The 25,524-nt window shown below is 54.9% G+C and carries 22 protein-coding genes and 1 pseudogene; 6 read left to right on the top strand and 17 right to left on the bottom strand.

The window, feature by feature from the left end; genetic code table 11:
• Nucleotides 1-25: 25 nt before the first annotated feature.
• The 9 genes and pseudogenes from QYC28_RS07845 to glgP form a co-directional block, all read right to left on the bottom strand.
• Nucleotides 26-2,491: an ATP-binding cassette domain-containing protein gene (locus tag QYC28_RS07845; protein WP_149819736.1), complete on the bottom strand. Its 2,466-nt coding sequence runs from the start codon at nucleotides 2,489-2,491 to the stop codon at nucleotides 26-28.
• Nucleotides 2,492-2,615: 124 nt separating this feature from the next.
• Nucleotides 2,616-3,215 carry an efflux RND transporter periplasmic adaptor subunit gene (locus QYC28_RS07840; protein ID WP_302679263.1) on the bottom strand — a complete coding sequence of 200 codons (600 nt, stop codon included), beginning with the start codon at nucleotides 3,213-3,215 and terminating at the stop codon, nucleotides 2,616-2,618.
• Nucleotides 3,216-3,328: 113 nt separating this feature from the next.
• Complete coding sequence (gene rppA / locus QYC28_RS07835; protein WP_302679262.1) at nucleotides 3,329-4,015, bottom strand: two-component system response regulator RppA; 687 nt, start codon at nucleotides 4,013-4,015, stop codon at nucleotides 3,329-3,331.
• Nucleotides 4,016-4,027: 12 nt separating this feature from the next.
• On the bottom strand, nucleotides 4,028-4,882 hold the full coding sequence (locus QYC28_RS07830) for a hypothetical protein (protein ID WP_149819730.1): 855 nt from the start codon (nucleotides 4,880-4,882) through the stop codon (nucleotides 4,028-4,030).
• Nucleotides 4,879-5,100, bottom strand: coding sequence for a hypothetical protein (locus QYC28_RS07825; RefSeq protein ID WP_149819728.1), 222 nt, complete (start codon nucleotides 5,098-5,100; stop codon nucleotides 4,879-4,881). The genes QYC28_RS07830 and QYC28_RS07825 overlap by 4 nt, the downstream gene beginning before the upstream one ends.
• A 35-nt stretch (nucleotides 5,101-5,135) precedes the next feature.
• Nucleotides 5,136-5,850 (bottom strand): annotated as a pseudogene (locus QYC28_RS07820) (efflux RND transporter permease subunit); the annotation flags it as partial.
• A gap of 59 nt (nucleotides 5,851-5,909) precedes the next feature.
• Entirely contained in the window at nucleotides 5,910-6,392 is a 483-nt protein-coding gene (locus QYC28_RS07815; protein WP_302679261.1) for a hypothetical protein, read from the bottom strand.
• Nucleotides 6,386-6,691, bottom strand: coding sequence for a nucleotidyltransferase domain-containing protein (locus QYC28_RS07810; protein WP_149819724.1), 306 nt, complete (start codon nucleotides 6,689-6,691; stop codon nucleotides 6,386-6,388). The genes QYC28_RS07815 and QYC28_RS07810 overlap by 7 nt, the downstream gene beginning before the upstream one ends.
• Before the next feature lie 12 nt (nucleotides 6,692-6,703).
• On the bottom strand, nucleotides 6,704-9,295 hold the full coding sequence (gene glgP / locus QYC28_RS07805) for an alpha-glucan family phosphorylase (RefSeq protein WP_302679260.1): 2,592 nt from the start codon (nucleotides 9,293-9,295) through the stop codon (nucleotides 6,704-6,706).
• Nucleotides 9,296-9,333: 38 nt separating this feature from the next.
• Between glgP and QYC28_RS07800 the strand changes: the two genes are divergently transcribed.
• The gene (locus QYC28_RS07800) at nucleotides 9,334-10,461 is read left to right on the top strand and encodes a hypothetical protein (RefSeq protein ID WP_302679259.1); all 1,128 of its coding nucleotides are present in this window, start codon (nucleotides 9,334-9,336) and stop codon (nucleotides 10,459-10,461) included.
• Here the strand turns inward: QYC28_RS07800 and QYC28_RS07795 are convergent.
• Both QYC28_RS07795 and QYC28_RS07790 read right to left on the bottom strand, forming a co-directional pair.
• Entirely contained in the window at nucleotides 10,365-11,369 is a 1,005-nt protein-coding gene (locus QYC28_RS07795) for an RsmB/NOP family class I SAM-dependent RNA methyltransferase (protein ID WP_302679258.1), read from the bottom strand. The genes QYC28_RS07800 and QYC28_RS07795 overlap by 97 nt on opposite strands.
• Nucleotides 11,347-12,087: a DUF561 domain-containing protein gene (locus QYC28_RS07790; RefSeq protein WP_286625228.1), complete on the bottom strand. Its 741-nt coding sequence runs from the start codon at nucleotides 12,085-12,087 to the stop codon at nucleotides 11,347-11,349. The genes QYC28_RS07795 and QYC28_RS07790 overlap by 23 nt, the downstream gene beginning before the upstream one ends.
• Before the next feature lie 109 nt (nucleotides 12,088-12,196).
• Here QYC28_RS07790 and QYC28_RS07785 point away from each other — a divergent pair, with 109 nt between their 5' ends.
• Entirely contained in the window at nucleotides 12,197-13,141 is a 945-nt protein-coding gene (locus QYC28_RS07785) for a GTP-binding protein (RefSeq protein ID WP_149819714.1), read from the top strand.
• Here the strand turns inward: QYC28_RS07785 and QYC28_RS07780 are convergent.
• Nucleotides 13,138-14,727, bottom strand: coding sequence for an iron uptake porin (locus tag QYC28_RS07780; RefSeq protein ID WP_302679257.1), 1,590 nt, complete (start codon nucleotides 14,725-14,727; stop codon nucleotides 13,138-13,140). The genes QYC28_RS07785 and QYC28_RS07780 overlap by 4 nt on opposite strands.
• Before the next feature lie 136 nt (nucleotides 14,728-14,863).
• Between QYC28_RS07780 and recJ the strand changes: the two genes are divergently transcribed.
• On the top strand, nucleotides 14,864-17,152 hold the full coding sequence (gene recJ, locus QYC28_RS07775) for a single-stranded-DNA-specific exonuclease RecJ (protein ID WP_302679256.1): 2,289 nt from the start codon (nucleotides 14,864-14,866) through the stop codon (nucleotides 17,150-17,152).
• A 19-nt stretch (nucleotides 17,153-17,171) separates the two neighbouring features.
• Here recJ and psb30 read toward each other — a convergent pair whose 3' ends face one another.
• Nucleotides 17,172-17,312, bottom strand: a complete 141-nt coding sequence (gene psb30 / locus QYC28_RS07770; RefSeq protein WP_149819710.1) for a photosystem II reaction center protein Ycf12/Psb30 — start codon at nucleotides 17,310-17,312, stop codon at nucleotides 17,172-17,174.
• A gap of 153 nt (nucleotides 17,313-17,465) precedes the next feature.
• On the opposite strand from psb30, the gene larE reads away from it, so the two are divergent.
• Nucleotides 17,466-18,278 carry an ATP-dependent sacrificial sulfur transferase LarE gene (gene larE / locus QYC28_RS07765; RefSeq protein ID WP_302679255.1) on the top strand — a complete coding sequence of 271 codons (813 nt, stop codon included), beginning with the start codon at nucleotides 17,466-17,468 and terminating at the stop codon, nucleotides 18,276-18,278.
• Here the strand turns inward: larE and QYC28_RS07760 are convergent.
• Entirely contained in the window at nucleotides 18,250-19,791 is a 1,542-nt protein-coding gene (locus QYC28_RS07760; protein WP_302679254.1) for a helicase C-terminal domain-containing protein, read from the bottom strand. The two genes, larE and QYC28_RS07760, sit on opposite strands and share 29 nt — an antisense overlap.
• Nucleotides 19,764-21,257: a UDP-N-acetylmuramoyl-L-alanyl-D-glutamate--2,6-diaminopimelate ligase gene (locus QYC28_RS07755; RefSeq protein ID WP_302679253.1), complete on the bottom strand. Its 1,494-nt coding sequence runs from the start codon at nucleotides 21,255-21,257 to the stop codon at nucleotides 19,764-19,766. The genes QYC28_RS07760 and QYC28_RS07755 overlap by 28 nt, the downstream gene beginning before the upstream one ends.
• Before the next feature lie 347 nt (nucleotides 21,258-21,604).
• Here QYC28_RS07755 and QYC28_RS07750 point away from each other — a divergent pair, with 347 nt between their 5' ends.
• On the top strand, nucleotides 21,605-21,910 hold the full coding sequence (locus tag QYC28_RS07750; RefSeq protein ID WP_190278022.1) for a hypothetical protein: 306 nt from the start codon (nucleotides 21,605-21,607) through the stop codon (nucleotides 21,908-21,910).
• Between the two features lie 39 nt (nucleotides 21,911-21,949).
• Nucleotides 21,950-23,830 carry a glutamine--fructose-6-phosphate transaminase (isomerizing) gene (gene glmS / locus QYC28_RS07745; RefSeq protein ID WP_149819702.1) on the top strand — a complete coding sequence of 627 codons (1,881 nt, stop codon included), beginning with the start codon at nucleotides 21,950-21,952 and terminating at the stop codon, nucleotides 23,828-23,830.
• Nucleotides 23,831-23,952: 122 nt separating this feature from the next.
• On the opposite strand, the gene QYC28_RS07740 is transcribed toward glmS, so the two are convergent.
• Together QYC28_RS07740 and QYC28_RS07735 are read right to left on the bottom strand one after the other, a co-directional pair.
• Nucleotides 23,953-24,279, bottom strand: a complete 327-nt coding sequence (locus QYC28_RS07740) for a 2Fe-2S iron-sulfur cluster-binding protein (protein WP_149819700.1) — start codon at nucleotides 24,277-24,279, stop codon at nucleotides 23,953-23,955.
• Between the two features lie 199 nt (nucleotides 24,280-24,478).
• Nucleotides 24,479-25,219: an FHA domain-containing protein gene (locus tag QYC28_RS07735; RefSeq protein WP_149819698.1), complete on the bottom strand. Its 741-nt coding sequence runs from the start codon at nucleotides 25,217-25,219 to the stop codon at nucleotides 24,479-24,481.
• Between the last annotated feature and the right edge of the window lie 305 nt (nucleotides 25,220-25,524).

Below are 25,524 nucleotides of genomic sequence, written 5' to 3'. Positions count from 1 at the left end.
GTTGGAAGGTAAACCCCCGATGGCCTTAAGGTGGCGCTTTGCGCCATTGCAAATAGGTGGCCACGCCCGTGTAAATGAGGCTGTGGAGGATCAGCAGTCCCCAATTTAGCAGCAGATTACCCCAAGTGGGAGCATAGACAGGTGTCGGATCAAAGGGCTGAGGCGGTGGTTCAAACAGGCCAAAATCAAGGGGCGGCGGTACCATGCCATTCACGTCAATCAAGGCACCATAGGCACCCATTGTCCAACGGCCAATCGTCAGCCAAGAGAGTGCCCTTGCAATTCCCGTGAGCTTAAAGAGGACACCGGCAAAGATAATTTGCGGCAGGAGCAATGGCGGTAAAATCTTGCTCGCTTGATCGCTATTACTCACGGCAGCGGAGATCAAAAGTCCCAGACAGAGACTGGCCACCAGCGTCAGGAAGGTGGTGATGCCAAACCCCACCGGCCAAGGGAGGAGGGCACCCTGCGGCAGACCAAAGGCCAACAGTGCCACAAGGGTAATGAGCAGTGTTTGTACCAAAGCCATCCCCTTACCAAGGGTGAGTTTAGCTGCCATGTAAGCCCAGAGACTGAGATTGGCAAGACGTTCGCGGCGGTAGATGGCCACCTCTGTAATCAAGGCTTGCGCCCAGCCGGAGAGTCCCACCCAAAGACAGGCACAGGTAAAGACAAAGAGAATGCGCAGGGTTTGAGCCGCTTGCAGCAGGCCGGGGGGATCTTGGGGGACAAAGGGGGAGCGATCAATAGCAAAGCGGGTGAGCAGCAGGGCAATGGGGACGCTGATCAGATTCAAGACAAGGCTGAGGCGATCGCGCCACAGGAGTTGCCACTGGCGTTGACACAACACCCGCCATTGATAGAGGTGAGGGGGTGCTGGCTGTTGGGGAGGGGATTCGGCACTGGCACGGTTTTCGCCCCCCAAAACACTGGTGCTCTCATAGTGGTGCCCCATGCTGAGGTGGCTGGCAAGGTAGCGTTGATAGTCCGTGGATTGGCGAAATTTTTGACTCCATTCAGCACTATTTTCGGGAGTCAAGAGGGCATAGATTTCAGCCACGGAATTCAGGGGGCGATCAGGACTAAAGAATTGCCGAGCCTGATCGCCGGGGCCAAAATAGCAAAGACGCCCACCAGAGCCTAGAACCAGCAGGCGATCGCACAAATGCACATGACTCGTAGCATGGGTCACCAAGACAATCGTGCGTTCTTCATCTGCCAATTGCCGCAGCAACTGCATCAACAAAAAGTCTAGCCCCGGATCCAGACCCGAGGTGGGTTCGTCAAGGAAAAAGAGCTTGGGGTTGGCCAATAGCTCAACGGCAATACTCACCCGCTTGCGCTGACCGCCACTGAGACTCGCCACCAGTTGATCTTCAGTTCCCGTTAACTGCACCTGTTCAAGAACTCGCTGAATGGCGGCTTTGCGGTTTTGGGCATCGGTATCCGCTGGTAAGCGCAGTTGCGCCGCATAGTTCAGAACTTCGGCCACCGTGAGGCGGGCGTGGACAATATCATCTTGGGGTACATAACCAATTTGGTGACGGTAGGTGGCAAGATTGCGATGCAGATCGAGACCATTGAGTAGCACCTGTCCTGCCTGAAGGGGAGCCAGCCCCATCAACACTTTCAAGAGGGTGGATTTCCCCGTACCACTGCCACCGACAATACCCACAAGCTGCGTCGGCTCCGCCACAAAGGAGACCTCTTGCAAGAGGGAGCGATCGCCCGCTGGGGTTTTCACCCGTCGTTCCAATCCCCAAGCATCAATGCGAATGTGACTGCCCTGATCCGTAATCTCTAGGGTCTCGTGGCGGTAGAGCAGGACAAAAGGCCCAATGCGAATCTGATCCCCGTTGCGCAGCGTGTAGGGGTCTTTGAGGAGTTTGGCGTTGACATAGGTGCCGTTGCTGCTGCCCAAATCCCGTAGGACGTAGAGGCCGGCACTGGTGCGATCAATACTGGCGTGGCGCAAAGACACCGTGGGGGCATCCAGTTGCCAATGCTGATAGCTGTTGCTGGCTTCGCGCCCTAAAGTCAGCGGCCATTCTTTGAGGGTTTTGAGGACAAGGCGGCGCTGCTGCGGCAAAGGCGGTGCACTGGCCGTGCCTGAAAACTGGATCTGCACCAGCAATTGCACTTTGTTTTTCGGGTCTTGGCCAATTTCTAAGCGTAGGGTTTCCCCAAGGGCAAAGCCCTCTTCAATGCCGATGCGGCGTCGGTTGTAGAAGGTGCCATTGGTACTGCGGCGTTGATGGCCATCGCCATCCCAGAGGTAGTAGGTTGCCCCCTGTTGCTGAAAAACGGCATGGCGGCTGGAAATCACTGACCACAGTGGCTCATCGGGCACTACTAAATCCGCCCATTGGTAATCGCGTCCGAGGCGATGCTCCGGTTGGGTCAGGGAATAGGTCAACATTTTCCCCTGACTTTCGAGGGTGAGGGTGACGGTGGGGAGATCAACAACCGTTTTTGGGGGGGGCGATCGCATCACTATCTGCCTGTTCAAGGTGTTCAAAGCTCTAACTAATATCTTGCCTAGTTTGGCAGACACCCTGTCCTCGTGACGCACAAACCCCTCAGAATGGAGAAGATCGAGTGGCATTTTGCGATTTCTAAGGGTTGACCTTCGTGGGGGTAAAAGATTGAGAGGGTTCGGTATGAGCTGCGGAATTCAGCCGCTGTGTTCGATAGGCTTGCCAACCCAGACCTGCCCCAAATAGAGCGATCGCCCCAACAGCCGCCCCCAACCAAATCCACGGTGGAGAGTCTGTTTCCGGTTTTGTGTCTGAAGTAGCGGTTGAGGTATCCCCCCGCAGAGATTGGGCATAGAGTTGCATCGTACCTTGGGTAACAATACGATCGCCCCCATAAAGACCGCTAATTACTTCTACCTGATCGCCAACTCGCTGGCCAAGGGTCACTTCGACAGCTTCAAAGGCAGTACCATTCTGCACAAACACAAGGGGGGGCTGATCGACTGGCTCCACGATCGCGGACTGGGGAATCATCACGGCATTGCGGGTTTGGCGATCGTCAAAAATTTGGACAGTCGCAAAGCTACCAGGTTTGAGTTCTTGGCTGGAATTAGCCAAGCTGGCGCGTACCGCAACTCGCTGCGTGGCGGGATCAACGACACTATCAATGAGTTCAATACGACTGCGGAAAACACGATTGGGAAGTCCTGCAACAGTGATATTTACAGCTTGACCCACAGCCACCTGTGCTCGCTGTGCTTCTGTAAGGTAAGCAACCGTTGAGAATAGCGCTCATGGTGAGGGCATACCAGAGGGCAAGACGACTGCGGCTGTGGCGGAAGAGCTTATGATCAACCATGATCGACAACAAAGCGATAGCCTAACCCATGGACGGTTTCAATGCAGTGCTCTTGACCAAGGAGGGCGAGTTTGCGGCGCAGCAGGCGAATTTGTGCTGCCACTACATTACTACTGGGTTCACTGCCCACTTCCCAAAGCTGCATCATCAGTTGGTCGCTACTGAGAATCCGCTGGGGGCGTTTCATGAGGTATTCCAAGGTCTGGAATTCCTTAGCGGTTAACTGCACCTCAGTACCCGCCCTATTTCTCAGGGTGAAGGTACCATAGTCTAACGTTAATGCCCCTTGACACAATTGCTGGGGTTGGAATTGGGGCGATCGCCGCAGTAAAGCCCGCAGCCGCGCCAGCAACTCAGCCATTGCAAAGGGCTTAATCAAATAGTCATCTGCCCCCGCATCTAATCCCTGAACGCGATCGCTGAGGCCATCCCGTGCCGTCAGCAACAAAATGGGCACCGTGTAGTGGTGGATACGCAGTCGCTGACAAACCTCGAACCCCGACAGCCGAGGGACCATCCAATCCAAAATCGCAACACTGTAGTCCACCTGCAACTGCTCAACGTAGGCCCAAACCAGTTCCCCCTCCTGCGCCCAGTCCATCACATAGCCTTCCCGTTGCAACACCCGCTGAATGGCGGCTCCTAAATCCGGTTCATCTTCAAGCAGCAACACCTTCATCCGTGCAATCCCCTAATTCACCGTCACCCAAAAGGGAGCAGTAACAATTTGCTCACCCCGCTGGAACTGTCCCCAGAGCTTGTAACGTCCGGGCACAGGAAACTGGGTCATAAAACGGATCACCTCCTTAGGTTGATGATCCACGGCATGGGCATGGAGATAATCAGCAGGTTCGAGGGGAGTCGTGTCTCGCAAAATCACCAGATGCCCTGCTTCGCCAAGGTAGGGGCGCAGATCCCTAAGGGGTTGCTGGGTGGCAGCATCCCGTAGGCGAAAGGCCACTTCCACCGCTGATCCAGCCTTGAGGGGTTGAGGGAGTTTTAGTTCGACTGCCGTTGTGCCAATCACTTGGGTGGTTTGAGCGGTTGGCGTACTCGATGCGGGCGGCGTTCCTTCAGCCGCGATCGGGATCATCGCCACCGTTTCGTCAGCGCCAGCGGGTTTATAATCAGCAATGAGGGTGTAGCCTCCCCCCTGGGGCAATGTGGTTGTGACTTGAAACTGACCTTCACCCAGATAGCGGGGATGCAGGTGCTGAAACACTTGAAAATCATCACTGACGATGATCAGGTGCATTAGCGCCTCTTGAAAACGCTCAAACTGCGTCACTGCTTCACCAGTGTGGGTGCGAATCGCCAACGTAAAGGTGGTTGGTTGTTGAGGCGTAGGTGCGGGCGCATTCAGCAGTTCCATATGGGTCGTAGCAGAGCCGTCTGCGTGCTCAGGGTTGGGACTGTGGTGCAGGTGATGGTGGTCATGAAGCATAGGCATTTGCCGTTGCTGGGCAATCCCAAGGGTGGCGATCGCCCCACTCAAGAGCATGGCCAGTCCCAAGAGGGTGGGTTGGATAAAGCGTGGTAGCATCATTCTTGTCTTCCTCCCTGATTGGGTTCATAACGAAAGCGAAAACGACTGTTAATGGGTTGACCATTGATGGGTCTAAGGAGAACAATACCATAGTCTCCTGTCACGGGATTGGCTAGCCGTGCGGTGTAGTGTTTGTCCTCAGGGGTATAGGTCATCGGTAGAGTGACCCGATCGCCCGTTGGCGTTTCAATATCAGCAGTAACGGTAGCAGTACCCACGGGAATATGGTCTTCCCCCTCTTGGATATAGAAGTCAATATAAGCATAATTGCTCGCTGTCCATTAACACTGCCATCTCCCCGCGCTAAGGCAGGCCCTTTCGTGACTGTTGCCACATCCTGCACGCGAATTGGTTGGCCATTGCGGTGCGCCACCAACGCCACCGCTAAATCAGCGACTGATGTTGCCCGACCAATGCCCCGCACAATTAACTCCTGATCGGGAGTGACAATGACCCCACCCGCTGCATTTTCATTGGCGCCACTCACCCCCGCCACCACGTCCTGCAAAGAGACCTGTTGTGCGGCGAGGCGATCGGAGGGCATACATCAAAATCGTGGCAATGGGGGAGGTAATCGGTGAAATTTGGGGTGAGGCATTAGGTGGTAGGCGATCGCGCACCTCCTGCAACCGCTCGGTAATCAGTTGCCGTGCTTGATAGATATTCGTTTGCCAACTAAAAACTACCTTGACAACAGATAAGCCAAGAGACGATGCAGAGCGCACAGTTTCGACCCCTGCCGTACCATTGACGACACTTTCAATGGGCAGCGTAATCAGCGATTCCACTTCCTCTGGTGCTAGGCCCGGTGCCTCCGTTTGAATTTCCACTTGGGGGGGCGCAAACTCTGGCAGTACATCAAGGGGCATTTGCCGCAGTTGAAAAATACCGAAAATCGTCAGGGCGATCGCCCCGAGCACCACCAACCAACGTTGGACAATTGACCACCAAAGAATTCGATTCAGCATTACCACAGTGTGTTACTAAGGCTGATTTTGGCAAAGGCACATGAAATAAAGATGAAAAGCTAGGAGTTGCCGGACGATTTGTGCTTTATTCGTTGGCAAAACCGAGTTGCAGTTTCAATCAGGACAGGAACAAACTCGTGGGCAGCTTGCAAACTCGTGGCTAAGATGGCTGCATCTCGAATGTAATCGTGAACCATTTGATTGCGCAGTTGCCGCATAGTAAACCAAGCATCTGCATCGGACACAAGGCCGAGCCGTTCAGCACGGTCAAGGTTTTCCAAGAAAGTCGCCACTGGTTCGCCAAAGGCACTCAGATAGGCGGGCAATAGCTTGCTCCCTAGGGTATCTTGAAGGCGGCCAAAGCGTGCCAAAAAAGCATCCACCCGCTCCGCTAGGTCAATATCCTCCTCCAATTGTGCTGCCCGCCGTGCCGTAAATGGCTCCTGAAAGAGGCGTTGATCCGTCACCCGTAGGTGTGCCACTTCTCGCTCCACCAATTCGCAAAGGCGATGTAGCCGTTCCTGAAGTTGAGGACTCAACATTGAAGGCGAACTCCCGTTTGTTGGGCCCAATCGTGAATCGGCTGCCGCTGGAGATTGGGTGCCCAGAGGAGAATGTCCACTTTACGACCTGCCATGGCGCGGCTGATTTTGGCACTGAGTCGAGCACTGACAAGGGCAGGATTCTCAACGGGGTGAGACAGCCGGATCAATAAATCCACATCGCCGCCCTTTAGGTCATCGTTCACCCGCGAACCAAACAACCACACTTCGGCTTCGGTACCTACCAGCGCCGCCACCGTCTGGCAAATTTGCTGCACTTGCTGATCCGTTAATCGCAACCTGATTCTCTCCTAAGCCCACAAAACCAGTCCCATTTCATAGGGATGACTCAAATAGGCGTGGCGCGGTAGCAGTTGGAGGGCAATGCCTTGGTGGCCACTCGTGTCGTAGCTCATCTCAGCGGTGTAAAGGCTATGGCCTTCAGGGGTGGTACCCACAAACGTCATCAGGGTAGGACAGGCCTCCTCTAGGGTGCCGGCCTCATTCACCCGCCCTTGGAACAAAATCACCTGCACATCGCTTGGCAATAGGGCACCGAGGGCAATCACGGCTTTGACTTCCACAAGTTCGTTAACCTCGAGGTTGTGCTCAGCCGAGGTTTCAACCCCGATAATCTGAATCGAGTACCAATGTTCAAAAATGTGGGCTTTCCAGCGAGCCAGTTCCTTGGCTGCGGCATAGTTATTTTCCTTGAGGATAAAGGAGCGATCGCTAGCAGGGAAATAGCCGCGATGGGCATACTCACGCACCATGCGGGCGGTATTGAACTGGGGCGTATTCAAAGAGAGGGCGGCTTTCATCTTTTGCACCCAGCCGCGCGGCACACCATTTTCATCGCGATCGTAAAAGAGGGGAATGACATCCCGCTCCAACCGTTCATAGAGCGCATTGGCTTCCACCAGATCTTGATAGTGGCGATCGTCATAGGTTTCGCCGTGGCCAATCGCCCAACCCGTTTTCACATAGTCTGCCTCGTCCCACCAACCGTCCAATGTACTTAAATTCGGTAGCCCATTCATAGCCGCTTTCATGCCACTGGTGCCGGAGGCCTCCTGAGGCCGCAAAGGGGTATTCAGCCAAACATCACAGCCTGCCACCATCATTTTTGCCACGTGCATATCGTAATCCGGGATAAAGGCAATGTGGTTGGCCATGCCCTCTTGGCGCGTAAAGTGAATAATTTCCTGAATCAGTTCTTTGCCGGGGTTGTCCTTGGGGTGCGCCTTCCCCGCAATCACAAACTGGACAATCGGCCGCCGCTGCTTTGCTCCCGTTTTCACCGGTATGGATCCCAATAAAATTCGCCGCAGCCGTTCCACATCCCGCAAAAAGAGAGTGGCGCGTTTATAGGTAGCAAAGCGACGGGCAAAGCCAATGGTCAAGGCGGTCGGATCCAGCACTTCTGCCGCTTGCGTCAATTCAGCACTAGAGGCGCCCTGCTCTTCAAGCATCCGTTGTAGGCGCGATCGCACAAACATCACCAACTGATAGCGGCAAATCTCATGGATACGCCACAACTCCTCATCGGGAATACTGCTGACCCGCGACCAGAGGGGATCCGCCAAGGGCGCATCAGACCACTGCGGCCCAAGGTAAATATCCAGCAGGTATTGCAATGGTTCAGAAACGCGACTGCGAGCATGGACGCCATTGGTAATCGAGGTAATCGGCACCTCCGTCGGCGGCAGATTGGGCCACAGACCTTGGAACATCTGGCGGGAGACTTCACCGTGGAGCGCGCTCACCCCATTGACAAAACTGGCGGTATGAATGGCTAGGTTCGCCATACTAAAGGGTTCTTGAAAAGCCCCCGGATTGACACGACCCAAGGAGAGAAACTCCTGCTGTGAGAGGTTAAAGGCCTCCGCATAGTGGCCGACATAGTACGTCACCTTATCGGCAGGAAACAGATCAATCCCCGCAGGCACGGGGGTATGGGTGGTAAACAACTGGCTGGCCTTGACCACCTGCAAGGCTTCATCGTAGGTAAGCTGCTCTTCGGTGATCAGTTGGCGAATGCGCTCTAGGGATAAAAAGGCGGAGTGCCCCTCATTCATGTGATAAACCGTTGGTCGCAACCCCAAGCTGTGGAGCAGACGCACGCCACCAATGCCCAGCAACATCTCTTGATGGATGCGCATGTCCATGTCCCCACCGTAGAGGTAGTCGGTGATCTGCTGATCGTAGGTACTGTTTTCTGGCAGGTTTGTGTCTAAAAGATAAAGGGGAACCCGACCCACCTGAACTTGCCAAACCCGTGCTTGGACTTCTCGATTGGGGTAGTCCACTCGAATCCGATGCTCTTGACCTTGGCCAGTAGTGACCAGCTTGAGGGGCAGGGTATAAAAATCGTTGCTGGGATAGCGTTCCTGCTGCCAGCCATCGGCACTGAGGTACTGCGAAAAATAGCCCTTTTGATAGAGCAGCCCCACCCCCACCAAGGGCAGTCCCAAGTCACTGGCGGATTTGAGGTGATCTCCGGCCAAGACCCCCAAGCCCCCCGAATAGATTGGCAGGCACTCCGTGAGGCCAAATTCAAGGGAAAAATAGGCAATACACTCGCCGGGAGGCGCGTCCGTGCGCGTTTGCTGGTACCACGTCTGCACAGGCTGGGCATATTCTTGAAATTGGCTGATCACCCGCTCCATCTGTGCCAAAAAGCCGTTGTCGGCCGCCGCATCCAAGAGGCGATCTTGGCGAATGCGTCCCAAAAGGGCGACAGGGTTATGGTTTGTTTGCTCCCACAGTTCTGGGTCGAGGCGGCGAAAGAGGGCGATCGCCTCCGTGTTCCACGTCCAGTAGAGGTTGTAGGCCAGTTCCCGCAGGGGTTCCAAACGTTGCGGCAGGTGAGGACGAACGTTAAACGTGCGGATGGGCTTCATAGGGGCTGCCAGTGTCGTCGTTTCTATCTTAATTTCCTATGCGCTTTGAGTATGATTTGCTGATTGTGGCGGCGAGTCCTTTGGCATTGGACATTGCCTATCGGTGTGCGGCCTTGGGGCGGATTGGCCTAGTAATCCCAGCCGCTGATGTGCATTGGCAATGGCAGTGGCAACGCTGGTGGCTGTCGCAGTTTCCCCCCCAAAAATTGGACACTCAGCAGTGGCAGCACTTTCAAGCCCACCTCAGCCACGGACAGCGCCGCTATGCCCCTAGGGTCTTGGAATTGGTGGGGGTCGATGTGATCACAGGGGCGGGGGAATTTGTCTGGCAGCCCCGCTGTCATTTTCAGGTGGGGGGCGATCGCCTGTATGCGCAAGGCTATTTCCTCCTTGATGCGCCTGCGGCAATGGATGCTCAGGATATGGACACCCTCAGCAGGATTGAGCTGGCCTGTTGGCACCACTGGTCTGGCAAAGCCTTGCATCCCGATGCACAAGGTCTGCCGCTTGTGGCCACAGAAGATGCGTGGTTCAACGATCGCCTGCATGCTGCCCTGAGTGGCCTCGGTCTAGGGGTTCCCCTCCTAGGAAGGCGCAAAGCCCCCGATCCAACTCCTTTGAACCTGCACCGCCTGCAGCGAGATGCTCAAGGGTGGTTGCGGATCAATTCCCAAGGGCGCACCAGTCATCCCCAAGTCTATGCCTGTGGCGGTTGGCAGCGGGGGTACCATTTGCCCTCCCTGACCTACTTTGAGGCCTTTGCGATCGCCCGCCAGATTTTGCAGCGGAAACCCATGCCCCTTGATTACTACCGTCAACCGTGGTGGATTGCCCTACCTGTTCCCATTGCCCGCGTCGGTTGGAATGCGCGGCAAGCCCAGCAGCGCTTCAGAGAACCGATTCAACTGTGGGAGATTCAGCAGTTTAGTTCCGAAGGTCAGAGCTTGGGTCAAGTGGTGATCAATCGCCAAGGGCAGCTTCTAGGTGTAACCCTGATGGGACGCGCAGCGATCGCCAGTAGTCGCATTTTCGGGAGGTGTTTAGATCAAAATGCCTTTGCTGCCATTACCTATGCCGGTTGGGAATTCGATTGCCAGCGCCAGCGATCGCCCAAGGCGCGACGTTCCCCTAAATCGGGTAGTGGGTTTGATTCCCCCTTACCCTGATGCTGCCAGAGAATTGTAAAGGCTCCCGCCCCTTCCCCTTGGTGGGGCCACAGCCGATAGCAGGGAAAGGCTGCTAGATGGGATTGATAGGCCGCCAGCGCCGCCACAGGTTGAGGAACCCACTGCGGAAACTTGGCCATCAGCCAAGCCGCCACATCCTCATTTTCATCCTGACTAAAGGTGCAGGTGCTATAGAGCAGCCATCCCCCCGGACGCACAAGGGCAGTTGCTGCCGCCAGAATTCGCTTTTGTCGCCGTTGGTTGTGGCGAATCGTCAGAGGATGAAAGCACCCGTCGGCTTTTTGTCCCTTGGCCAGCAGGGATTGGCCGGAGCAGGGGGCATCCACAATCACCACATCAGCAGCGCCTTGGAACTCAGCAGCCAGCACTTCACTATCCCAAGCGGTGACGCCCACTGGATGCACTCGACAGCGTTTGAGATTGCTAATCAGCATCCCCACCCGTTTGCCAATGGTTTCATTACAGATGAGGTAACGGGGTTGGAGCGATCGCCACGCAAAGAGACTCTTGCCGCCGGGCGCCGCACACACATCAATCACCAAGGATGGCTCTTGGGGCAGCGTCAGCAGCGGAACCGCCGCAAACACCGATGAGCTATCCAAGCAATAATAAGCCCCGGCCTCATGGAGAGGGTGTTGACCGGTACGGCTGCCGGGGGCAAAGCGACTCACCCAAGGAGGCTGCCAAGAAAGTGGCGGCAACGGCTCAAAGGGTAAGGGGGACGCTGACTCGCGACACCACAGCACCGTGGCAGGGTAGGGCGGGGGGGTGGTGAGAGCCTCTAAAAAACGCTCCCGATCGCCGGCAGTCTCAAAGAGACGGTTGGCACAGGCCACAGCCAATCGGGAGAGCATCACCACAGGCTTAGCGGTGGACGGCGATGGCACCTTTGACCGCTTCCGCGAGGGCACGCACACTGGCCACCATAGCCACTTCACTATTGAGTTGGTTGACGGCAGAGCCGACCCCGACACCCGCAGCCCCAGCAGCGATCGCCAAGGGAATCGTCACTGTCGAAAGCCCCGAAGCACACAGCACCGGCACCGCAACGGCGCGGGAAATTTCGTAGGCTGCCGCCAATGTCGGGGCTGCTTTTTCAATGAGACCCAACGTGCCACTGTGGTGGGGTTGGCTACTGGTTCCCCCTTCGGTTTGAATCACGTCGGCACCAGCGGCCACCAAGGCCTCAGCGAGGGCAACCTGTTGATCCAAAGGCAGCGTGTGGGGCACGGTTACTGACAGCATGATTTGGGGCAGCAACTCGCGAGTTTGGCGCGTCAATACCAGCACTTCCTCAGCGCTAAACACCCGCCCCTGGGCATAGAAGCTATCGTAGTTGCCGATTTCCACCAGATCGGCACCAGCGGCAACGGCATTCAGCAGTTGTAATGGCTCCACCGCAGACACACAGATGGGCAGCATCGTTAGTTCCTTGGCAAGGCGCACCAGCTCAGGATCGGCAGCAATATCCACAAAAGTGGCACCCCCCTGATCGGCAGCAGTCACCACCGCCCGCACGCGATCGCGATCAAAATTGTTGAGGCCACTAATAATCTTGAGAACAGAACGCTGCTCAAAGGCAGCGGCTAAACGCGGATGCAGCATAGACTTGAAACTTTCCGTAGTTGTGCATTTTTTTATCCTACAGCCCTTTTCACAACGACTGTAACGGATATTTGATAGGCTCAAAGAGTCTCTAGCTGTTGTCCAGCCTATGACCGTTCCCGTTACAGTGCTCACTGGCTACTTGGGTGCCGGTAAAACCACACTCCTCAATCGCATTCTCACCCACGAACACGGCAAGAAGGTCGCTGTGATTGTCAACGAGTTTGGCGAAGTGGGCATTGATCATCAACTGGTGGTCAATACCGATGAAGAAATTTTCGAGATGAATAATGGCTGCATTTGCTGTACGGTGCGCGGCGACTTGATTCGCATTATTGGCAACCTGATGAAGCGGCGGCACAAGTTTGATCACCTTGTTATTGAAACCACGGGGCTTGCCGATCCCGCACCCGTCATTCAAACCTTCTTCATGGATGAGGACATCCGCAGCCAAACTCACCTAGATGCCGTGATTACCGTGGTGGATGCCAAGCACATTCACTACCACTGGCAAGCGGACGAAGCCCAAGAGCAAATTGCCTTTGCCGATGTGATTTTGCTCAATAAAACGGACTTGGTAAGCGAAGCAGACCTCGCCCAGTTGCGCGATCGCATTCATGCCATGAACCCCTTGGCCAAAGTGTATTACACCCAGCAGGCCGCCATCCCCATGGAGCACATCCTCGATGTGGGGGGCTTTGACCTTGAGCGGGCCCTCGAACTCGACCCAGACTTTCTTGGCGAAGATCACCATGAACACGATGAATCTGTGGGTTCTGTGGCCATTGTTGCTGAGGGCAAATTGGATGGCGCTAAGCTGCAAACGTGGCTGAGCCAGTTGCTGCAAACCCAAGGCCCCGATATTTTCCGCATGAAGGGGATTTTGCACCTCGCGGAGCAGCCCCAGCCCTTTGTTTTTCAGGGGGTGCATATGCTCTTTGATGGTCGTCCCCTCGATCGCCCCCTTGGCCATCAGCGCAATGAACTCATCTTTATTGGCCGCAACCTTGATGAAAGCCAACTGCGCCAAGCCTTTAGAGCCTGTCTTGTTTAGAAGCTAAACGTGGTGCGGATCAACCCTTGGAAAATGGGGCTATTGGTGGCGCTATTGTTGGCATTGGTGATTGCCATAAACACAGGCGTAATTGAGATATTGTCGCTGAGGGGATAGCGGAAAAAGAGTTCATAGTTGGTTTGGGTAGCATCATTGATCCCGGATGCTGATGCCAACGAGTTAATAAAGGGCTGACCCACCGCCGCTGCTAGCAATGATCCTTCCGCCAACAAGTCCCGATAGGCCAAACCCGCCATCCATGTTTGCGCGGTGGTTTTCACTTGGCCACCAGCGGGAAGGACAAAGACCCCCGGATCCACAGTAAAGGGCCCCAAGCCATTAATCGTTGCTCCATCGCCATAGAGTTTCATATCGGAGTAGGCATAGCGGCCAAAGAGGCCAAACTTACCGAGGGTGAGTTCCACATTGACACCGCCGGCATTCTGGGAAATGTTCAGGGTTGAGGAATTGGTATATTGCAGGCGCACCGCAAAGTTGTTCCGTTCATTGGCACCAAAGGCACGGGCAAACTCCAGTTCCACGGTTCCCTGATAGGGATCGCCAAAAAGACCTCCTCCCGTAGGGATACCCGTCGGTGCTCCTGCTGCAGCGGCCACATAAACACCGCGCAGTGTGAAGAATCCGCCTCCCGGATTCCATTCAATACTGACACCCGCCCCACCGGGATCATTGACGGCGTAGGGCACAATCAGCGGGTTGTTGATAAAGAAATTGGAACTAAAATCCCTGAAAGAATCGTTGGCGTAGCTATTGGTATCCACAATATCACTGGGATAAAATTGCGGCCCAACACCAATCGTTAAATCCTCTGTGGGCTTGAAGCTGTAGAAAAAACGGAAGAGATTGACGGTTGATTCAACCCCAGCATAATCCACAGAGCCACCCGCAATAGCACCACTGGTACCAATCCCCGTTGCCCCAAACGTATCTAACCCGTTGTTACCCACTTCGAGGGTCGTGGTCAGTAAATCCGTACCGCGAAAACTGGTATTGAGGTTAATCTCCACCTTGCTAATCACCGTCGGATTGTAGCTGCCCCCAGTGAACGTATTCCCAGAGACGGGGTCAACGACTTGGCGAGTATTGCCACCGGCTTGAAAGGCCATCACGGCATCCACAGAGAGCTTGGTGGTTGTTGAAAATTGCGTGGCCTCCAGAGTAGCAGTACGGGCTTCGAGGTTGTCCACCCGTCCGCGTAGGGTCGCTAGTTCAGCGGCAAACTCCTCCCTAAGCCGTTGCAAGGTGGCTAAATCTTCCTTGGTGGCAAAGCGATCGCTCACAACATCGAGGCAGGCATTCAAGGCAGCAGCCATCTCAAACCGTGTTAGGGCACGGTTGCCCCGAAAGGTGCCATCGGGATAGCCGGCAATACAGCCGTATTTTTCGACAAGGGAAGCAAGGGCTTGATAGGCCCAATCGGTGGGGCGTACGTCAGACAGTTGGGAGACAGAGGTCACCTGTCCCATGCTGGCACTAGCGGGCATCTGAGGTTCAGCAACAGCGGCTGGACTGAGTAGTGCAAGGTGAATGGCACCCACCATGACCGTTGTTAGGGATTTTTCCATCACTGACCTCCTTACCTCACACCAAGACACGGCCCCGGGAATTCACCAAGGCTAAATGAGAATAATAACGATTATTATTCTATTTTCTCGGCCTGTCAACCGAAGCCACGCTCAAGTTAGCATTGGGGTTATCGCTTTGCCTATCTCCCCCCGCCGCATCATGGGTGCCCTTCCCCAGCAACGTTGGCTCTTGCCACCAATTGATCCCGAGTCTTGTGACGCCTTGAGGCAGGCCTTGGGTTGTCCCGCATCACTGGCGGAAATTTATCTGCGGCGGGGTCTCACGACTCCCACAGCCGTCCGGGCGTTTCTTGAACCCGAAACCCTAGAGCTACCGCCTCCCAATACCGTCTTTCCTGACCTTGATTTAGCGGTGGAATTGTTGCAACGGGCGATCGCCCGCGGTGACAAAATGACCATTTGTGGCGATTACGATGCTGATGGCATGACCAGTACCGCTCTGCTGTTGCGTGCGCTGCGCCATCTAGGCGCCGACATTGACTATGAGATTCCCTCGCGGATGCAGGAAGGCTACGGCATCAATGAGCGGATTGTTCAAGACTGCTACGAGCGCGGTGTGAAACTGATTCTCACGGTGGACAACGGCATTGCTGCCCACCAGCCCATTCTCAAGGCACGGGAACTGGGACTGACGGTGATCGTGACGGATCACCACGATGTACCGGAGCAACTGCCCCCTGCCCATGCCATTCTCAATCCAAAACTGGTGCCGCCAGCATCCCCCTACCATACCCTCGCTGGGGTGGGAATGGCCTATACCCTTGCTCTGTCCCTAGCACAGCGACTGGGCAACTGGCGCGAACTGGTGCGACCCTTGCGAGAACTGTGTACCTTGGGCACGATTGCGGATCTGGCGCCCTTGACGGGAGTGAATCGCCGCTGGGTCAAGCAGGGGTTGCAAACAATTCCCACCTCTTCTCTTGTGGGGGTGCAAGCGCTGATGCGGGTGGCGGGTTGTTTGCCTGCTCAGGATGCTGCTCTCAAGCCGACGGTGGTGGGGTTTCGCTTGGGGCCGCGCATCAATGCCATTGGCCGCATTGGCGATCCCCAAGTGGTAATTGACCTGCTGACCACAGAAGATCCGCAGCGTGCTCTGGAATTGGCCACCCTCTGCGAGGCAACGAACCACCGCCGTCAGGAACTCTGTGCTGAAATTGAGAGACAGGCGATCGCCCACCTTGAAGAGACGGGCTTTGATCCCCAACAGGAGTGGGTCTTAGTGATCGTCCAGCCCGACTGGCACCATGGGGTCATTGGCATTGTTGCCTCGCGGCTTGTGGAGCGCTACGGCGTACCGGTGTTTATTGGCACCTATGAAGATGAGACAACCATTCGCGGCTCAATTCGCAGTATTCCTGAATTCCATGTCTTTGAAGCCCTTGAAGCGACCAAGGATCTGCTCTTGAAATATGGCGGTCATAGGGCAGCCGGGGGGTTTAGCCTACGGGCGGAGCATTTAGCGACTTGGCGCGATCGCCTGCGAGCCTTTGCCCAAACCTGTCTCAAACCAGAGGATCTGCGTCCCCTTGTTACCCTTGATGCCGAAGTCTCCTTTGAGCAGCTGACGTGGGACTTTTACGCCCAAGTGGAGCAACTGCAACCCTTTGGCAGTGAGAATCCGCAGCCAATTTTCTGTAGTCGCGGGGTCAAAATTCTCGAACAAGCACCCATGGGTCAGCAGCGGGAACATCTGCAACTCACCCTAGAGCAGAATGGGCGGCAGATGACCGCTAAGGCTTGGCGCTGGGGACAATTTTTTCCGTTGCCCACCACGGTCGATATTGCCTATCACCTCACAGCCCACACTTGGAATGGCGAAACCCAGTTGGAACTCGAACTCAAGGGGGTCAAACTCTCACTGGCGTGGTACGTCCCTAATCCGCCCAGTCACCCGCTTCCCCATTGGCAACCCCTACCGCCTTTGACAACGCTCCTGCCGCAGTTGCGGGACAATGTCTTGCTCTATGGCTATGGCCGCCCTGAGGTCCCCCCAAACTTAACCACGGCAATCATTCACTACGATCGCCCCCGCGATCGCTGTCGCACCCTCATTCTCTGGTCACTGCCGCCCTCTGCCACCCACTTGCGTTGGCTCTTGGCCATTGCCCAACCAGAAATGGTCTATGTAGGGTGCCAACGACCGGCGATCGCTCCGCTGACAACCCTCATCCTCTCAATTCAAAATGACCTCAAAGAACAGACTAAGGTGAATCTTTTAGCCTTGAGTCAAACCTATTGGATTGCTCCCTGTACGCTTGTAGCGATCCTGCGCCATTTGGGCTATGGCTGTGAAGGATTTGCTCCCACCCTGAGCATTACCGCCGAACTAACACGATTGCAACGCTGGTATCAGCTGCAAGCTAAGGATTTGGCACGGCTAGCGCAAAGGTGGGAGACTTCCTAATTCTTGGCAAAACAATGGCCTACAAATTGCCGCGCCGCACAGCCAGTAGGAAGATAATTGCCGGCCCTGCAATGCCAATCATGGCAATCATGGTCAGTTGGGCAATCACCTCAAAGTTGATATTGCTAAGAAACTCAATAATGCCATTGAAAATTCCCATAGGTTCTCCCGAGCAATCAGCGGTTATTAGTTCGTGATTTTATTGTAGAGCAGGGGGGAGCACTCGCAGCATTTGCTTAATGGGCGCTTGAGCTTGCTCCGTCTATCCCTAAGCTAAACTGTAGGAGCAGAATTCTCGGAACATTGGTCGGTGATGGGCGTGGACAAACTAGCGGCCTTACGGGATCTCATTGGCGAACTCGATCAAGCCTTGATTGCCTACTCTGGTGGTATTGATAGTACGCTCGTGGCCAAGGTGGCTCAGGATGTCTTGGGCGATCGCGCAGTGGCGGTCACGGCGGTGTCCCCCTCATTATTTCCAGCGGATCTAGAGGATGCGCGTATTCAGGCAGCGACCATTGGCATTCGCCATGAGCTGATTGAAACCCATGAACTGGAGAACCCCAACTACGCCACTAACCCCGTCAATCGCTGCTACTTTTGCAAAAGTGAACTCCACGATCGCCTGCGGGAACTGGCTCAGGCGTGGGGCTATGACTATATTCTTGATGGCGTGAATGCCGATGATCTTCAAGACTATCGCCCCGGCATTGCTGCGGCCAAAGAGCGGGGGGTGCGATCGCCCCTTGCCGAGGTGGGGATTGGTAAACTCGAGGTGCGCGAAATTGCCAAATCCCTAGGGCTGCCGTGGTGGAATAAACCTGCCCAACCCTGTCTCAGTTCGCGTTTTCCCTACGGTGAGGAAATTACCCTTGCCAAGCTGCAACGGGTGGGCAATGCCGAATACTACCTGCGCAAGCAGGGCTGGGAACTGTGCCGCGTCCGCAGCCATGGCGATACGGCGCGCATTGAGGTGCCCCAAGCGCAGATTGCCCACTTTGTGACGATGACGGATCTGGAGAAGCTGGTGAACCACTTTCAGTCCCTTGGCTTTACCTATGTCACGTTGGATCTAGAGGGCTTTCGCAGTGGCAAACTCAACGCGGTGATTGGGCGCGATCGCTAACGCGGTTGTAGGGACTGAGACTCTGGAGAATTTCCCGGCCATAGCTGCGCTCCGTGAGCCGCCGATCCAAAATCGCCACCAGCGTTTCATCCTGACGCACAGGGGCAAGGGCACGATCCAGCACCGTCAAGCACTCTGGCAAGAGATACTGGCGAAACCAATCCTGTTTTTGCTGCTTGTGCCATTCAATGCGGGCACTTACCACCGCTTTTTCTGGCGAGGGCAAGGGCAACGTCGTTAAGACGAATAGCGCTGGGCAGGGCAACTGCGCCCCATGACGCAGCCAAAAGGTCTCCCCCGTCACTAAAATCGTGTTCGTGTCAAGGTTGGGGGTCTCCACCTGTACCCGTGAACCGTAGAGGGCAGCCAATTGGGTGGCCAACTGTTCCCGTAGGGGCACATCGCTGACAAGGATCACCGCCCGCCGATGGCCGATCGTGCCAATGAGATCGTAGAGACGCCGCAGGACGGCTGGGGCAAATTCTGGGGTGTTAGGGAGAGGTAAGTCTTCAGCAATTGAGAGCGTAATCGCTTCACTGTGGCGATCGCCAGCAAATTTAATCGTGGTTTGGGGAGGAATGCCCAATTCCTGTTGCACATAGGCCAAGGGCGGGTCAGTCTCCGGACCGCTACCGATCAGAACAAAGGGAGCTTGTGACCAAATGCCTTGAAAATAGGGACGCACATTCAGGGGGTGCCCTTGAAGCGTAAAGTAGCCCACCGTCGGGTGGCGGCGTCCCCAAATTGCCGTGTCACTGCGGTTGAGGTATTCACGCAGTTGTGACCATTGGGGAGGCAACCCCTGCGGCCATTGATTGAGTAGCTCAAGGAGCGGTTGTTGTTCCGTTGGCGTCAGCAGGTAATCGCCATAGGGGTTGTGGGGCCGTTGCAAGAGATGCTGCACCAACTGGGCATAGACTTGGCGAATGGCATCAACTGCACCGGGAAGAGCCAGTTTCAAATGCTCCCAATCGCTGGTGGTAATGGTGCAGGTCATCTGCTGCTGGGCAATTTGGGGCAAGGCTTCAATGCCATCAATGATCGTGACAACGTTGGGATAGACGGTGGTGTGGCGACACCAGTCCTCGAGGCTCATTACAAGCACCCCCTCAAAGGCTGGCTGCGGGTACTGGCTATGCTGAATCGGTTTCGCAACCGCAAGGAAGGTGAGGAGTTCAGGAATTTTTTGGTGCAGTAGTCGTGTCAGTCGCTCTTGGGGGACGACAAGCAGGGCAGGTTCAGGATACAACAGCAGCGGCAGCAGATAACTCAGGCCATAGCGATGGTGCAACACTGCCCGCTGAGTGACTTGAAGTAAACACCCCCGCTGCAGCCGTAGGGCACGGGCAACCAGCCGCGCCAAGGTGAGATGGTGAGGCCACCGGCGATCGCCACTGCTGCGTAAAAATGCCCGTAATTGGCGGTGAACCTCTGCCTCAATCACAATCTGCTCGCTGTGGAACAACAATCCCCTATTGTGGCACGTTAGCCCTGATCCGGTCGTTGTTTGCATCGCTGTTCGAGGGCAGTGCGGGCTTCCTCGCGATCGTCGAAGTGAACTTTTTCAGTCCCCAGAATTTGGTAGTCCTCATGGCCTTTGCCGGCAATGATCACGCCATCACCCGGCGCTGCGCTCAGAATGGCTTGCAGAATCGCTTGACGGCGATCGGCCTCAACAATCAGCGGCGTTTGTGGTGGGATACCGGCTAGGATGTCATCAAGAATGCGGCGGGGATCCTCGGTGCGGGGATTGTCAGAGGTCACCACCACTTGATCCGCAAGGCGAGCGGCAATGGTTCCCATCTGGGGACGCTTGGTACGATCGCGATCGCCCCCACAGCCAAAGACACAGATCAGCTTACCGGGAATAAAGGGACGGGCAGCTTTTAACAAGTTCTCAAGGCTATCGGGGGTATGGGCATAATCCACAAGAACCGTAATCTCTTGGTCTGGGCTAATGCGCACCTGCTCCATCCGCCCCGGTACCCCCGCAAAGTCACGAATGGCCTTCAGCATCGATTCTAGGGGGAGTCCCACCGCTGCCCCCATGGCGATCGCGGCCAGCACATTGGCCACATTAAACTGTCCCACCAAAGGCGAGTCTAGGGTGCCGCTACCGATAGGGGTATGAACCGTGCCCGTCACGCCATTGACACGATAGGTGAGATGCTCAGCCCGAAAATCAGCATTCTCGCTGAGGCCATAGGTCCAGTAGCGATCGCGCGGCAACTGTTGAGCCAGTCGCTGGCCAAAGGGATCATCGCCATTGAGAATTGCTCGACCCTTGAGATAGTCAGCAGTAAAGAGCTTGGCCTTAGCGGCAAAATAATCCTCCAGATCGCGGTGATAGTCCAGATGATCTTGGGTCAAATTCGTGAAAGCTGCCACCTCAAACTGGCAACCCCACACCCGATCCTGCGCCAAGGCATGGGAACTCACCTCCATGACCGCAAACCGACAGCCCGCTGCGACTGCTGCCGCCAATTGTTCCTGAAGGGTCACCGCAAAGGGCGTGGTATGACTGGCAATCTCACAGTGTCCCGGCCAACGACTATAGAGCGTTCCCAAGAGTGCCGTTGGATAGCCCACACTGTTGAGGAGATGTTCCACCAAGTGGGTGGTGGTTGTTTTGCCGTTGGTACCCGTAACCCCTAGCAGGCTGAGATGTTGACTGGGGTAATGATAAAAAGCAGCCGCGAGCCGACCACAGGCGCGTTCGATATCGGGTACGACAATCACACAGGCATGTCCCTCACGGGGTTTGGCTTGCGGAGACACCACTGCCGCGATCGCCCCAGCTACCAAGGCACTTGGCCAAAAATTGCCCCCATCCACCCGCGTACCGGGCATACCAATAAACAAAGAGCCACGCTGACACTCCCAAGAATTCGTACTCAGGGACTTCACCTCTTGATCGAGGGCAGGATGTTCAAAACTCGGCGTAATCGCTGCCGCCGTCAGGAGTTCCCGTAGGTTCATGGCTGTGCATCTCCAGTGATAGGCCGTTTAGGGTATTGTGGCACTACGGCACTCGCCGGTGAAAGATACGGAAATGAACGACCCCACTGTATGGATGAGGAATTCTGTGAGAGGAGATAAAGCCTAGGCACGTACCAGTTTGTGAAGTGTCTTGAGTTGTACTGAAAGCGCATGGACCCTAGCGGATTGGCGTAATTGCTCAACACAGCAGGTGACGGGAGTTACAGGCTGTCCCCCTAGCATCCTGTGACAATTTTTGTCCAAAGCTTGCCTTTTGTTAAAATTCCGATAATCTAGTTCATAAAAATCCAAATAACAAGATGTCATCAAGGTGTGGGTGTTGGGTGATGAGTGAGTGGCACAAAGTAGAGTGGAACATGGATGATCAAGAATGGCACGCGATCGCCAATTCTCGCCGCCAGATTGAAACCTCTTGGCACAGGACAGTTTACCGCGTTCAGGTTCCCTCCAGAACCGCCTCGAAACCCTTAGACGCGATCACCATGCCAGCAGTTTCCCATCCGCGTTCGATTCAACCCATTGGCATTCAACCGTGGCAAGCCGAATTCACCAAAGAACGCTTTGCCTCCCGTTCGCGAATCCCCCTCAAACGGTCACAGGTGGAACTGCCGCAATTTGCTAGCCGTCGTTAGAGCACTCCTGTTTCTCTCAGCTTACGAGGTCTATAAATTATGTGTGGCATTGTTGGTTATATTGGCCCACAGCGAGCAGCCCAAGTCCTGCTTCAGGGGCTGCAAAAGCTGGAATATCGAGGCTATGATTCCGCTGGCATTGCCACACTCAATGAGGGCGAACTCCTCTGTGTGCGCGCCAAGGGCAAACTCCACAACTTGGCTGAGAAGGTCGAACAGCTGGATATGATTGCCCATGTTGGCATTGGCCACACCCGTTGGGCGACCCACGGTAAACCAGAGGAACACAATGCCCACCCTCATCGCGACAGTCGCGATCGCCTAGCCGTGGTGCAAAATGGCATCATTGAAAACTACCGTGAACTGCGGGAGCAACTCCAAGCGCGGGGGCACATTTTCCGCTCCGAGACCGATACAGAAGTCATTCCCCACCTGATTGCCGAAGCGTTGCCTGAGACCCCCACCGCCAATGGCCTCCTAGAAGCAGTACGCCAAGCGGTTCATCAACTGGAAGGGGCGTTTGCGATCGCCGTTATTTGTGCGGATTATCCCGATGAATTGATCGTGGCCCGGCAGCAAGCCCCTCTTGTCATTGGCTTTGGCCAAGGGGAATTCTTCTGCGCCTCCGATACCCCAGCGATCATTCCCTATACCCGTGCTGTATTGCCGCTGGAAAATGGCGAACTGGCTCGGTTGACGCCCACAGGGGTTGAAGTCTATGACTTTGCGGGACATCGCCTACGCAAAACCCCTCGCACCCTCAACTGGAACCCCGTCATGGTGGAAAAGCAGGGCTTTAAGCACTACATGCTCAAGGAAATCTATGAGCAGCCGGGGGTGGTGCGCACCTGTTTAGAGGACTATTTGCGAGCCGATTGGGATGAGAACAGTTCCTGTAGCCCGGTGCAGTTGCACCTAGACCCCAGCCTCCTCGAAAATCTGCAGCACATTCAAATTGTTGCCTGTGGCACCAGTTGGCACGCTGGCCTTGTGGGCAAATATCTTCTTGAGCAAATCGCCCAGATTCCCACCAGTGTGCAATATGCCTCAGAGTTTCGCTATGCGCCCCCACCCCTGCTACCCCATACCCTCACCATTGGCGTCACCCAGTCAGGGGAAACAGCCGACACCCTTGCCGCTCTAGAGATGGAGCTAAAACGCCGCCAAGGACTCGAGGGTGCTCTCCAACCTCGTTTGCTGGGGATTACCAATCGCCCAGAAAGTAGTCTTGGGCATCTGGTGCCCCACATTATTGATACCCGTGCCGGTATTGAAATTGGCGTAGCTGCTACAAAAACCTTTGTGGCTCAACTCATGGCCTTCTATTTGCTGACCTTGGAGTTGGCATGGCAGCGGCAGTCTTGCGATCGCTCCCGCTTGGCGGAACTCGTCACTGGCTTGCGCCAATTGCCTGCCCAGATGGAGCAAATCTTAGAGAGCCAAGAACGCTATATTGAAGCTCTCTCCCATGACTTTTCCGAGACCCAAGACTTTATCTTTTTGGGACGGGGCATCAACTTTCCCATTGCCCTCGAAGGTGCCCTCAAACTCAAGGAAATTAGCTATATTCATGCCGAGGGGTATCCTGCGGGTGAGATGAAACATGGCCCGATCGCCCTGCTCGATGCCAAAGTACCGGTGGTCACGATCGCCATGCCTGGCAGTGTCTTTGAGAAAGTCCTCTCCAATGCCCAAGAAGCCCGTGCCCGCGATGCCCGCCTCATTGGTGTTACCCCCCTTGACGAAGCCGAAGCCCAGCACACCTTCGATAACCTTTTACCTGTACCCGAGGTCGATGAGCTTCTCTCCCCGATCCTGACGGTGATCCCCCTGCAACTGTTGGCGTATCACATTGCTGCTCGCCGTGGCTTAGATGTCGATCAACCCCGCAACCTCGCCAAGTCAGTAACTGTTGAATAACCTTGTATTGCACCGACGGCAATGTCAATAACTAATAAAAGACCACCTAGCAAAACTTGTGGTCTTGCCCCTACGGGGTACTTAATTTTTGAGCGATAATAATGACGAAATTAACTAAAAGATTAAGTCAAGTTCAGTAAGTTATCTTCTTCGTGGGTTGAGATCACACAATCGGACGTGGGATAGGCTGCACACAGGAGCACAAATCCAGCATCCAACTCCTTAGGCTTCAAAAAGGAGTGATCCGACTGATCCACCGTGCCTTTGATGATCCGACCAGCACAGTTGACGCAGGCACCGGCGCGGCAGGAGTAGGGCAAAGCAATACCTTGGGCTTCGGCAGCATCAAGAATGTACTCGTCGGCATGAACACGAATGGTTTTATTCAAGCCTTTTGCTTCATTGACCAGTGTGACATTATAAACTTTGCTATGATCCCGCTTTGTCATTCAAGCTCTCCTAAAACTTGCTTTTGAAATGCCTGTCTGTTTGTCCGCTTAACCCAGAGCGATCGCAACCCCACAGGCAGTTGTAGAACGCATTCTATATTGCTTTCATTTTAGCAAAGGGACTCAGGGGAACGACTGTTATACGGAATTGTTTATACTTTGAAACTATTTATCAAAGCAATGCAGGATCTGGGTTGAGCTAGTGGCGGGTTTGAGTGGCAGGTGGTGTACCCTGCGGTTGACTGGGGGAGAAGCCCGATCGCCAGACGGCTCCTGCGATAATGGCAACAACCACCAGGGCGATCGCCCCTAGACCCACGAGGCTGGTTTTTGAGCCTTGGCTCTCTTTTTCATGGACGGTTTCTTTGTTGTTCCCCTGCGGCTCCCTGTCGCTCTCACTGGCCAAGGTCTCTTTTGCGGGTTCGGCTTCAGGATGTAACTGCGTGGCTGCCGCTGCCACCAATTCACGGCTCGGGGTTCGCCGCAGTTCGCCACTTAGCTCCATACCCACAAGGGTTTCCTTGGCACCCCGCAGATCGGATTTAATGCTTTGGAAGGCAATGGATTGCAGATATTGGCTGAACTCGGTATCCGCCATCGAGAGCATGAGATAGGAAGCCTTGGCTTTACGACCAAAGAGAATCACATCGCCGTGCTGCAATTCATGGCTACTGATGCGCTTGCCATTGACAAAGGTGCCGTTGGTACTGGGCTTACCATTGGCATTGCCATCCACCAAACGATAGCGATAGCTGGTGGTACCGGGGACAGGTACCCGCAGGAGAATAGCGTGCTGGCGGGAAACGGTTTCAAAGTCAATAACAATGGCATTACTCTCATCGCGCCCAAGGGAGTAGGCCGCTGCCTCAAGGGCGATCGCCCGCCGGCCACCCACGGTATTCAAAATTAAGACGTGACGTTCCTGTTGCAGGCTATTCATTATCTCTATCCCCCGTGTTTCAACAGCCCTCAAGAAATCATCCCCTCTGCAAATCTGAATACTCCCCGCCTTCATCTTGAGTTAGGGCAGGAGCAACGTTACAAAACGTGACACTTCAACAAGTGGTCTAGGCTGTGTGCTTACTTCTACCTTTGCCTGTTTCACCTAGGGCTGCTGTGATATTGATCACATTGAAGAGGGTTTTTAGGGAGCGCCACAAATCGTAACAAGTCGTTATCCTCAACCCCACTGCCAGAAAAGCAGCCTAAAATTAATTTGGTTACTGTGGATTCAATGGTGCTTGG

The organism is Thermosynechococcus sp. HY596 (assembly GCF_030518715.1).
Taxonomy (GTDB): domain Bacteria; phylum Cyanobacteriota; class Cyanobacteriia; order Thermosynechococcales; family Thermosynechococcaceae; genus Thermosynechococcus.
The sequence above is the reverse complement of the archived record's forward strand: the minus strand, read 5'-3'. Positions and strand labels throughout refer to the sequence as shown.

Bases quoted from the DNA above. Each gene is read 5' to 3' on its own strand.
- QYC28_RS07740 (WP_149819700.1), bottom strand. From the start codon at position 24,279: ATGACAAAGCGGGATCATAGCAAAGTTTATAATGTCACACTGGTCAAT.
- QYC28_RS07780 (WP_302679257.1), bottom strand. From the start codon at position 14,727: ATGGAAAAATCCCTAACAACGGTCATGGTGGGTGCCATTCACCTTGCA.
- QYC28_RS07755 (WP_302679253.1), bottom strand. From the start codon at position 21,257: ATGAACCTACGGGAACTCCTGACGGCGGCAGCGATTACGCCGAGTTTT.
- larE (WP_302679255.1), top strand. From the start codon at position 17,466: ATGGGCGTGGACAAACTAGCGGCCTTACGGGATCTCATTGGCGAACTC.
- QYC28_RS07735 (WP_149819698.1), bottom strand. From the start codon at position 25,219: ATGAATAGCCTGCAACAGGAACGTCACGTCTTAATTTTGAATACCGTG.
- glmS (WP_149819702.1), top strand. From the start codon at position 21,950: ATGTGTGGCATTGTTGGTTATATTGGCCCACAGCGAGCAGCCCAAGTC.
- QYC28_RS07760 (WP_302679254.1), bottom strand. From the start codon at position 19,791: ATGCAAACAACGACCGGATCAGGGCTAACGTGCCACAATAGGGGATTG.
- QYC28_RS07800 (WP_302679259.1), top strand. From the start codon at position 9,334: ATGCGCTTTGAGTATGATTTGCTGATTGTGGCGGCGAGTCCTTTGGCA.
- QYC28_RS07815 (WP_302679261.1), bottom strand. From the start codon at position 6,392: ATGTTGAGTCCTCAACTTCAGGAACGGCTACATCGCCTTTGCGAATTG.
- glgP (WP_302679260.1), bottom strand. From the start codon at position 9,295: ATGAAGCCCATCCGCACGTTTAACGTTCGTCCTCACCTGCCGCAACGT.
- QYC28_RS07785 (WP_149819714.1), top strand. From the start codon at position 12,197: ATGACCGTTCCCGTTACAGTGCTCACTGGCTACTTGGGTGCCGGTAAA.
- QYC28_RS07790 (WP_286625228.1), bottom strand. From the start codon at position 12,087: ATGCTGCATCCGCGTTTAGCCGCTGCCTTTGAGCAGCGTTCTGTTCTC.
- QYC28_RS07750 (WP_190278022.1), top strand. From the start codon at position 21,605: ATGAGTGAGTGGCACAAAGTAGAGTGGAACATGGATGATCAAGAATGG.
- QYC28_RS07830 (WP_149819730.1), bottom strand. From the start codon at position 4,882: ATGATGCTACCACGCTTTATCCAACCCACCCTCTTGGGACTGGCCATG.
- QYC28_RS07845 (WP_149819736.1), bottom strand. From the start codon at position 2,491: ATGCGATCGCCCCCCCCAAAAACGGTTGTTGATCTCCCCACCGTCACC.
- rppA (WP_302679262.1), bottom strand. From the start codon at position 4,015: ATGAAGGTGTTGCTGCTTGAAGATGAACCGGATTTAGGAGCCGCCATT.
- psb30 (WP_149819710.1), bottom strand. From the start codon at position 17,312: ATGGGAATTTTCAATGGCATTATTGAGTTTCTTAGCAATATCAACTTT.